Raw genomic sequence first — 8,490 nt, 5'->3', positions numbered from 1 at the left:
TGCGAAGGCGGACTTGCTATGAACCACTGGTCTCAACTCACCCTGACACGCAGGGACGCCGCCCCGTGCGTTCAGATGCAACGGCACGGCCAGCATCCCCAGCCCGGGCAGCATCGCGAGGCCCGTGAGTCCCCAGATCGGGAGCGACAGGAACAGGGAGAGCACGGACTGCCCGTCGCCCTCGACCACCATCCGGATCGAAATGCCCGCTGCCATGAGGATCCAGACCGGCACCGCGAAGGTCAGGGCGTGCACGAGCGCCAGCCGGGGCGCGGCGGCGAGGTCCGCGACCAGCGGCCACCAGGCGGGCTTCGTGAGCCCCGCGACATGTCCCAGGAAGAGGGGAAGCGCGATGAGCGCCCAGGTGCCGAAGAACATGTCCACGCCGGCGGAGTGCATCGAGAGGGACAACCCGAGCGTGTCGTCCTCGATCGCGAACGCGGTGACGCGGGTGGCGATCACGGCGACGATCGCGACGGCGAGCCCGGAGATCCCCGACCACAGCAGAGCCCCGAGCACGCCGTTCGAGCCCCATCGGCCTGTGCCCCACCGGCGCTGAATGAGACGGGCGGCGAGGAAGGCGGTCGCGACCATCGCGACGGTGATCAGCAGCGGCAGTCCCCGCCAGCTCATCGTGGCGCTGCCGAAGAAGCCCAGGTTCAGCTCAGCATCGTAGGAGCCGAAGGAGGCGAGAGAGACCAGCTGGAACGGAAGTCCCACCAGGCCCACGATCGCTCGCCATCCGCCGTCCCCGGACGGGGAGGCCGAGTCGTCGGTCGGGACGGTGCCGCCCCCGGTCAGGTCACCGGTGTCGGCGGTGAGGGCGACGAGCACGGCCGAGATGATCACCAGCAGCGCGGCGCCGAGGGCCACGATGTAGGCGAGCACCCCGACCGCGAAGGTGGGGAGGGGGTTGCCGATGCCGACCTTCCGCAGGGTGTAGCCGGCCTGCGACGCAGACAGCGCCTGTGCGCCCTGTGCGCCCTGTGCGCCCTGTGCGCCCGACGGTGCCGCCGGCCCCGAGGGTGCGGAGACACCCCACGGTGACGGTGCAGCGGATGAGGCCGAGGTGGGCGATGTGGGTGGGGCCGCAGAGTCGAAGGAGGGGCCGGAGGTGGTGCCCGGCACGCTGGAGCCGAAAGCTCCCCCGGAGGGCGTCGGCGAGAACGGGGCCTCGCCGTGCCCGTTGGATCCGGACTCATGGGCCGGGAGTCCGCCGCCAGGTCGGTTCTGGTCGTCCCCGTGGCCATAGGGATAGTTCGTCTCCGGCATGTGTCTCCCTCTCGCGTGACCGGCCATCGTGGGCGCGGCCAAGTACCCCGGGTGCCGAGCCTAGCTGGTGGTGGGCTCGCTCTGAGCCGCCGACGGACGGGGCCGAGACGCAGCGAGGGGAAGAAAATGAGCCACTCCCCTGCGGCGACGCACCCACCACCGGGAGGGTGAGCAGAGCTCCCTAGCGTGCCCGATCGGCACTCTCCTTCAGCGACGTCCGACGCAGGTGCGCGGGCCAGGACTCCGGCGACATGCCAGCGGTGAATGCGAGAAGATCGATCAACGTCGCACTCCGTGGCGCCGCCCAGTTGCGATCCTCGGACGTGGACGGCTCCTTCAGGAGCCGCGCCAGCGCCAGGTAGAGGTGATACCAGAGCGCGTCTCGCTCGAGGGCGGTGCCGGCGTCCGGGCCGTCCGCGGACAGCGCGCCTCCGCTCGCCGATCGGTATCCGGCCAGCAGGTCAGGCATGTCCCGGATCGGCAGGCCGACGAGATCTCGGGCCGGCGATCCCCATTCGGCACAGCCCCAGTCCAGCAGCGCCGTGACCTGACCTCCGTGGTCGATCATCGCGTTCGAGGGACTCACGTCGCGATGGAGCAGCACCGGATCGGCCTGCCTCGGGCCCTCCGGCCTCAGGAGGGCGAACTGCTCGAGGAGCCAGTCATGTTGGACGCTGCCGATCTCGCCCGCCTCCACGAGCCGACCCAGCACCTCAGAGGGCGAGAACGTGAACGGTTCCGGGATCGCGCCGCCGACCCCGACGTCGCTGCGCCGGATCCGGTGGAGCGCCCGCAGGATCTCACCGAGGGATCCGAGTGCGCGTCGGCGTCCCGACGGATCGAGCACCCCTTCCGCCAGAGTCGCACCGTGCACCCGCCGAAGGACCATGGTCGGTACGCTCGCGATGAGACAGCCGGAATCATGGTGGACGAGTTCCGGGGTCGGCACGCCCGCGGCCCGGACCATGGGGATGACCTGGGCCTCCTTCTCGAACTGCTCTGAAGCTCGGGGCGCGCGCGGGACGCGCAGGACCAGCTCCTCGCCGAGAAAGACCGTCAGGTTCACCTGGCCTTGGGTGGGAACCGGCACCACGTCGACCTCCGCCACGCCGAAATGCGTCGCCACGGCCTGCACGTCGTCGGCGAACGGGGTGTCCTCGAGCATGCTCACCATGAGTGGTCTCCTCCTCGTGCGCGGATCGTCGAGGTCGCGCGTGCAGCGGATCGTCCGGCTGTCAGCCGGGATCGGTGAACGCAACCGGCTTGCCGGAGGCGCGGGCGTAGTCGATCTCCCGGGCCGTGGACCCCCCGACGTACCCGCCGGGATTCACGATCTGCACTCGGTCGCAGAGGTCGATCCTTCGCAGATGCAGGGCGCCCAGCGCTGCCTTCTGTTCCTCGGTGATCTCCCCATCCGTCTCACCGGGCGCGAGGACGATGACACCGGCCATAGTCAGATCACGATTCACCGCACGTATCTCGTCCGCGAAGCGCATCGATCCGCAGAGGCAGACGACCTCAGGTCGATCAGGCACGGTTCACTCCTTCGGTCGTCCGCCATCAGTCTGCCGGTCCCCCGCTGCACTGCCGGCGCGATCTCGCTGCACGCTGCTTGTCCCAGGCATCGACAGGCGGCAATCCACGGCTCCTGCGCTCGTCATCCAGCAGCTCCTGGATGAGCGAGCTCTTCGCGGCGGTGTAGGCGCGCCCATCGGTGGTCCCGGCGATCTCCTCCTTGAGCTGCTGGTACCGACGACGGGCGCTCTCGTCATGGAGGAGCTTGTCGCGGAACAGTCGCTGATTGCAGTGCGGCCACTGGTCAGCGCTGAAGACATGCAGGATATGGGTGCGGCGGCCATCGACACTGCGCACGTACACGGCATGGTTCTTCGGGCCCGCGCCGTGCATGGCGTATCCGAGGCTGTCGAGTGCCTCGCCCATCGCGAAGGGGTCTGCGCCACAGGCAGTACGTGCGGCCATGTCGATGATCGGCTTGGCGAGGAGACCGGGAACCGCGGTGCTCCCGATGTGCTCGATCGCGTCGACCCGTTCAGTCAGTGCGGCAGCGAGCTCGTCCGCGGCCTGCGCGAAGGAGGCCGCCCAGAGGGCGTGGTGCGACTGCAGTTCGACCATGTGGCGACACTACCCGCGTGCTCGGAAGCCCGTCGGGAGTTGTCTGCTCGCCAGCACGACGCAGCGCGCTGTCGGTCGGACGTCAGGTCGCAGTCGTCAGTTCGCCGTCGTCTCGGTGAGCCAGTCGAGAATCTCGTCCTTCTGCACTGCACCGACGGTCACCTCGTCGGCTCCACTGGTGCACGTCACCCAGACGCTCTCCCCGTCGGCCTGGAGAGTGAGGGAATCATTGTCCCGATCTGACAGCTCAAGTGGGGGTTTGCTCATCCTGGGTCCTTAGGTTCTCTGCTGGTGCAGGAGAACATAGCGCTTCCGATGCGTGGATCGACAGCGGACGCCCTACCGCTCGATCAGACCCATCACTCCCGGCCACGACAGGTGCGGTCGCGCCCGTCATGGCGTGCCCCTGTGGCCCGTGGCGAGGCCGCCCTCGACCGAGGGCTCCAGGGAGGCCCGTCATGAACCCGCTACTCCCGTCCGCCTGTGAAGCCATTCACAATGCGGCTCGGTCGTCGTGACGAATCCGGTCGCCATGACGTCTTCACGCGTCACGACCACAGTGCTGCACCGCAGCGCCGACCCCTATCCGGAGACAGCATGTTCCCCATTGAGCTCAGCGACCACGACGGCGACGCCCTCACGATCACCACCCGCGGCACCGACGTGTGGATCACCTGCACCACCGAACTGTCCGAAGTCACCATCGGTCCCATCCCCCGCACTGCGCTCCGCGACGCACTCGCCGACAGTCTCCCGGCCAGCGACGTCACCGCGGACTCCATCGAGGACGGATTCTGAGCCGCTCACGTCGAGGGTGAGCAGTTCTCCCGTGCTCAACGACGACGGGAACCGCGACCGGAACCCGTCGACCTCTCGTCACGATCGAACTCCACAAGGCCGCCCCGGTCCACGGCTTCCATCCCGGACCGGACGAACCGGAGTGCCAGGGGGCTCAGCTGTCGATGCATCTCCTGACACCCCAACCACGCGGCGCTCCGGATCTCGTCCTTCGCCAGGTCGAGTCCATCGATCGCGGGCGGGTTCATCGAGGCCTCATAGACGTACGCCAGTGCCCCGTGCGGATCATCCGCTCCCGGTTCGATGTGCCCCACGGCGAGCAGCCTGCCGAGGCCGATCGAGATCCCCAGCTCCTCTCGGCACTCGCGGAGACAGGCTTCCGAGGGCGACTCGCCCTGCTCCACGGTGCCGCCCGGAAGATGCCAGGTGCTCTTGTAGGTGGGCTCGACGCACAGCACCCGCCGGTCCTCTTCGACGAGCAAGGCGCTGGTGATCACCCGCTTCCTCGGCAGGCCCGCCAGGTACTCGGCATGCGGAACCATCGACGCGGACGGCAGACGCTGCACCATGGTCCGAGCATATGTCGACGCGCCTCACGAACGGCAGCATCGTCGGCCGGTCCCGACCCATCCCCGACGAGTCACGCGTGGTCCGTAGTCTGTGGCTGTGCCACTCGCACTGTTCGATCTCGACGGAACCCTGGTGGACCAGGCGGGCGCCGCTCGTTCCTGGGCACGCAGGTTCGCAAAGGCATGGAGCCTCGGTGAGCAGGATGCAGGCGACATCGCGGCAGCGTTGACCCAGCGCCGCCCGAAGGGCGAGGTCTTCTCCCTGATCTTCCAGCGCTTCGGCCTCCCCGTGACACCCGAGGCCGCATGGAGCGATTATCGCGCACAGATGCCGGATCTCGTCCGCTGCACTGATGCCGACCGATCAGCGCTGGAGGACCTCCGCAACGCCGGGTGGCGGCTCGGCATCTGCACCAACGGCACGGCCGATAACCAGGAGGGCAAGATCCGGAGCACGGGACTCGCGGCTCTCGTGGACGGATGGGTCATCTCCTCCGAGTTCGGACGCCGCAAGCCAGAGCCGGACATCTTCCACGAGCTCGCCCGACGACTCGAGTGTCCGCTCGACGGATGGATGGTGGGCGACAGCCTCGACACCGACGTGGCGGGAGGGCAGGCTGCAGGTCTCGAGACTGCGTGGATCACGTCGACGCCAGCAGCAGATCCTCGTCCCGCTCCCACAGTACGTCGAGCTGTCCGGAGGCCTTCAACTGCTCGACCAGGTCCTGGCCGGAGGGCTCACCGCCCGGCTGCTGCTTCTCGTTCGTCATGGTCATGATTCTTACCGTTCCTCTCGGTACGGCTTACACAGACCATCTGACACGCCCACGCGTGGACGATTTCGACGGTGACGCCGAGGTGCTCTGCGATCGCACCTGCCGACTGGTGTTCCGCCTCAGCGTCGGCGTAGTCCTCGTCGGGGATCAGGAGCCGTGCAGCCCAACGCCACGCCCTGCACCCCACCGGCCGCGTACAGAGCGCGTCCCCGTAGTGATCGTGTGCGAGCTCGAGGACCAGCAAGCCGACCGCGACGCACGACGACAAGGACGGGGAGCCGACCTATATGTACCATCGTCGCGACCGTACGAAATTGCGAGGAGGACAGGTGGACTGGAAGAAACTCGTCCTGGGGGCCGTCGGGATTCTGGTGTCCCTGATTATCGTCTGGTTCGGAATCACCTGGGCCACGTCCGGCGTCTCGCTATCGCAGAGCGTACTGATTGGTGGGATCGTCGCGGTGCTGGGCATCATCCGGCTCGGGGATGCCGCACGACAGCTCTTCACCGCCACAGACACCCGAGCAGCCAGCAACCGCTGACCAGCCGAGAACAACACCAGTCGACAACGACATGACAGCGCCCACCTCTCAGCTAAGGCTGGGAGGTGGGGCGCTTTCGTCATAGGTGACGTCGGCTGGCGCGTCGCGTCCGCAGTCGCTCCACTAGTCACTGCCCTGCACGGTCTCGAACCGAGTGACGCGCTTCGCCATGCACTGCTCCCTCAGAGCGCTCTCGGTGTACGCGAACAGTGTCTCCGTGCGCTTGAACCCTCTGCGGTGGATCGTCGCTGTCCATGTGAACGAGTTGCCACCCGAGGCGGGAGCTTCGATCACGGCGTAAGTCTCGGATGCTGTCTTGCCAGTCATAGGAGTCTCCTTGGTCAGGATCAAGAGGACATCTGACCCAAGAGATTGTTCGGAGCGACGACACGATCAGATTGGCGAGAGGCCCTGCCGGCAGGTGCGCCGATGAGCCACCCGACAGGCGATGCCCGGCAAGGCGTCACCGTCGGACTTGCTCAAAGCACGAGATGATCGCGGTCGGCCCGGCCCGATACCAAACGGTTACCAGTTGCACCTGAAGGAGCGCGCGGGCGCCGATACGGTTGACCAGTCGGTCTCGCGCTGCTGAACACTTCGCGGTCGATGCTCTCAGAAACGCCCCCATCTTCCTCCGGGAAGGTGGGGGCGCCTTCGCACGCCTATAGGTCAGATTCACGATGGTCAAAGCTTGTAGTATTTCCTGGTCACCCCGTCTCTTCCTGCAGTGCCAGACGGGGGCGACCCCCTGGGAAGGGGAGCCTCCATCCCTCTACGGCGGGATGGAGGCACTTCTATGCCCGGGCCCACTGGTGACGGCCGGCCGGCGGGTACGATCGCCACATGGCACTGGCTCACATCGTTCTACTGGTCGCGTTCATCGCCTTGGCGGTGGCCGTCGTCGCCGGGATCGGAGTGTTGTTGGCTGCGGGCGCTGGAATGCTTCTCGACACGCCAAGTTCTGACGCACGCCGCCGGTAGGACCCGGGCTCACGAGACGTAGTGCTGACTCCTGGCCTGGGACCTGCCTACTCGGCGTCCTGCATCATGACGAACCTGGTGACGCCCCGGGCTTCGCACCGTTTCTTCAGGTTCTTCTCGCAGTACGACTCGATCGTCTCCGTGCGCTTGTGCCCCTTGTAGTGGAGGCGTGCGGTCCAGATGAATGTCTGACTGTCTGCAGCGAGAGGTTCGATCACGGCGTACGTGTCGGGAGCGGTTCTACCAGTCATGGGTCTCCTCTTTGAGTGGCCCAAATTTAGCAGATCCACCATGCTGCCAACTACCACTCCCCTACGCTCTGACCTGCAACGGACTAGAAAACTTCGAGCACTGAGGGCTAAGATATGGATATTGTCGAAACTGACCAAAGGGCGAATCTGGTGAGCACCGCGGGTGAACGAATTGAAGCAACGGTATGGCTCGAGTCCAACAGTCCGGACCTCACCTCGCAGCAGCGCGCAAACTTCCTTTCTGCCGTCGACACCTACTACGAAGAGGATCCCGTCGCGGAACGAACCGCGGGCCCGCTCGGTTGCATCCGGCAGGACGAGCGCAAGTTCGCTGAGATCCTCCGCAAGGTTCTCGGCGAGGTGCCGCCGTCGCCCCCAAGCCCCTCTTTCGATCTCCCCTGACGTGCGGAAAGCCCACCCACTTGGAGTGTGGGCACTTCAGCGTGTCGAGACCCAGTTGGATATAACTGCTTCGCCTCGCTAAGCTGTTGCGTGCGGCCCCGTTGTGTCCTCGAAACCCGTGACGAGGCCGCGCCCCTCTGAGGAGAGGGAACGAGGAGCGCCCCACCCCTCAGCTACGGCTGGCGGAGTGGGGCGCTTTCGTTATGCCAGTGACCTCAGCCCTTGAAGTGCTTGTCGACGATGTTCCAGTACTTCTCAGGGTCGAGTTCGTCTGCACCTGCGGCCACAGTCTGCTCGTGCGCCTCGGTAGCGATCGCGTCGAGGTCGTAATCCTCGAGCCGATGAGACGCCCCGGGATCCTGTCGGTTCTCGATCACGGTTCTGATGACCTCAACGAGCTTGTCGTGCTCCATCCGCACTCCTTAGCTTGGCTATCGATGATGCGGATTCTAGCGCGGCTCCAACCCTCCAGCACCGCCGCTGCCCCGACCAGTCGATCGGGTGCTCCCCAGCCACTGCAAATAGTCTCTGGGACGCGGCCTCGTTATGTCCTGAGACCCATGGCGAGGCCGCACCCCTCTGAGGAGAGGGCAGGAGAAACGCCCCCACCTACCTGACTACTCGCCGGGCGAGGGGGCGCTCTCTTCATGTCCTGGATGTTTCCCGCCGTTTGGCACTCCTTGATCGTACGAGCGTCGCCACGCCGAGGCACCCTGCGTGTCAGGGTGAGTTGAGACCAGTGGTTCATAGCAAGTCCGCCTTCGCA

General features: G+C 66.3%; 12 protein-coding genes and 1 pseudogene. 4 read left to right on the top strand and 9 right to left on the bottom strand.

The window, feature by feature from the left end; genetic code table 11:
* The 5 genes from INT49_RS20315 to INT49_RS20295 form a co-directional block, all read right to left on the bottom strand.
* Nucleotides 1-1,272, bottom strand: a 1,272-nt coding sequence (locus tag INT49_RS20315) for a hypothetical protein (protein WP_193119556.1), incomplete at its 3' end; no start/stop codon positions are given.
* 181 nt (nt 1,273-1,453) lie between these two features.
* A complete protein-coding gene (locus INT49_RS20310) occupies nt 1,454-2,446 on the bottom strand; it encodes a phosphotransferase family protein (protein WP_193119555.1) in 993 nt (330 codons plus the stop codon).
* A gap of 61 nt (nt 2,447-2,507) precedes the next feature.
* Nucleotides 2,508-2,807, bottom strand: a complete 300-nt coding sequence (locus INT49_RS20305) for a hypothetical protein (protein WP_193119554.1) — start codon at nt 2,805-2,807, stop codon at nt 2,508-2,510.
* 25 nt (nt 2,808-2,832) lie between these two features.
* Nucleotides 2,833-3,405, bottom strand: a complete 573-nt coding sequence (locus INT49_RS20300) for a GrpB family protein (RefSeq protein WP_193119553.1) — start codon at nt 3,403-3,405, stop codon at nt 2,833-2,835.
* 96 nt (nt 3,406-3,501) lie between these two features.
* Nucleotides 3,502-3,672, bottom strand: a complete 171-nt coding sequence (locus INT49_RS20295; RefSeq protein WP_193119552.1) for a hypothetical protein — start codon at nt 3,670-3,672, stop codon at nt 3,502-3,504.
* A gap of 330 nt (nt 3,673-4,002) precedes the next feature.
* Here INT49_RS20295 and INT49_RS20290 point away from each other — a divergent pair, with 330 nt between their 5' ends.
* Nucleotides 4,003-4,203, top strand: coding sequence for a hypothetical protein (locus tag INT49_RS20290; protein ID WP_193119551.1), 201 nt, complete (start codon nt 4,003-4,005; stop codon nt 4,201-4,203).
* Nucleotides 4,204-4,238: 35 nt separating this feature from the next.
* Here the strand turns inward: INT49_RS20290 and INT49_RS20285 are convergent, their stop codons facing one another.
* Nucleotides 4,239-4,772 carry an NUDIX domain-containing protein gene (locus INT49_RS20285; RefSeq protein WP_193119550.1) on the bottom strand — a complete coding sequence of 178 codons (534 nt, stop codon included), beginning with the start codon at nt 4,770-4,772 and terminating at the stop codon, nt 4,239-4,241.
* 91 nt (nt 4,773-4,863) lie between these two features.
* Between INT49_RS20285 and INT49_RS21685 the strand changes: the two are divergent.
* A pseudogene (locus INT49_RS21685) lies at nt 4,864-5,403 on the top strand (HAD family hydrolase); the annotation flags it as partial.
* Between the two features lie 10 nt (nt 5,404-5,413).
* Here the strand turns inward: INT49_RS21685 and INT49_RS21480 are convergent.
* Nucleotides 5,414-5,548, bottom strand: coding sequence for a hypothetical protein (locus INT49_RS21480; RefSeq protein ID WP_264298789.1), 135 nt, complete (start codon nt 5,546-5,548; stop codon nt 5,414-5,416).
* Between the two features lie 329 nt (nt 5,549-5,877).
* On the opposite strand from INT49_RS21480, the gene INT49_RS20275 reads away from it, so the two are divergent.
* Complete coding sequence (locus tag INT49_RS20275) at nt 5,878-6,090, top strand: hypothetical protein (RefSeq protein WP_193119549.1); 213 nt, start codon at nt 5,878-5,880, stop codon at nt 6,088-6,090.
* A 1,028-nt stretch (nt 6,091-7,118) separates the two neighbouring features.
* Here INT49_RS20275 and INT49_RS20270 read toward each other — a convergent pair.
* On the bottom strand, nt 7,119-7,322 hold the full coding sequence (locus INT49_RS20270; protein ID WP_193119548.1) for a hypothetical protein: 204 nt from the start codon (nt 7,320-7,322) through the stop codon (nt 7,119-7,121).
* Between the two features lie 114 nt (nt 7,323-7,436).
* On the opposite strand from INT49_RS20270, the gene INT49_RS20265 reads away from it, so the two are divergent.
* Nucleotides 7,437-7,724, top strand: a complete 288-nt coding sequence (locus INT49_RS20265) for a hypothetical protein (RefSeq protein ID WP_193119547.1) — start codon at nt 7,437-7,439, stop codon at nt 7,722-7,724.
* Nucleotides 7,725-7,939: 215 nt separating this feature from the next.
* Here INT49_RS20265 and INT49_RS20260 read toward each other — a convergent pair whose 3' ends face one another.
* Nucleotides 7,940-8,137: a hypothetical protein gene (locus INT49_RS20260; protein ID WP_193119546.1), complete on the bottom strand. Its 198-nt coding sequence runs from the start codon at nt 8,135-8,137 to the stop codon at nt 7,940-7,942.
* Nucleotides 8,138-8,490 lie beyond the last annotated feature (353 nt).

The sequence above is a fragment of the Brachybacterium tyrofermentans genome, from assembly GCF_014897585.1.
Classification (GTDB): Bacteria; Actinomycetota; Actinomycetes; order Actinomycetales; family Dermabacteraceae; genus Brachybacterium; species Brachybacterium tyrofermentans.
This window is presented reverse-complemented; position numbering and strand designations above follow the sequence as displayed.

Coding starts and splice junctions, on each gene's coding strand:
- INT49_RS20285 (WP_193119550.1), bottom strand. CDS start 4,772: ATGGTGCAGCGTCTGCCGTCCGCGTCGATGGTTCCGCATGCCGAGTAC.
- INT49_RS20295 (WP_193119552.1), bottom strand. CDS start 3,672: ATGAGCAAACCCCCACTTGAGCTGTCAGATCGGGACAATGATTCCCTC.
- INT49_RS20260 (WP_193119546.1), bottom strand. CDS start 8,137: ATGGAGCACGACAAGCTCGTTGAGGTCATCAGAACCGTGATCGAGAAC.
- INT49_RS20265 (WP_193119547.1), top strand. CDS start 7,437: ATGGATATTGTCGAAACTGACCAAAGGGCGAATCTGGTGAGCACCGCG.
- INT49_RS20300 (WP_193119553.1), bottom strand. CDS start 3,405: ATGGTCGAACTGCAGTCGCACCACGCCCTCTGGGCGGCCTCCTTCGCG.
- INT49_RS20270 (WP_193119548.1), bottom strand. CDS start 7,322: ATGACTGGTAGAACCGCTCCCGACACGTACGCCGTGATCGAACCTCTC.
- INT49_RS21480 (WP_264298789.1), bottom strand. CDS start 5,548: ATGACCATGACGAACGAGAAGCAGCAGCCGGGCGGTGAGCCCTCCGGC.
- INT49_RS20310 (WP_193119555.1), bottom strand. CDS start 2,446: ATGGTGAGCATGCTCGAGGACACCCCGTTCGCCGACGACGTGCAGGCC.
- INT49_RS20290 (WP_193119551.1), top strand. CDS start 4,003: ATGTTCCCCATTGAGCTCAGCGACCACGACGGCGACGCCCTCACGATC.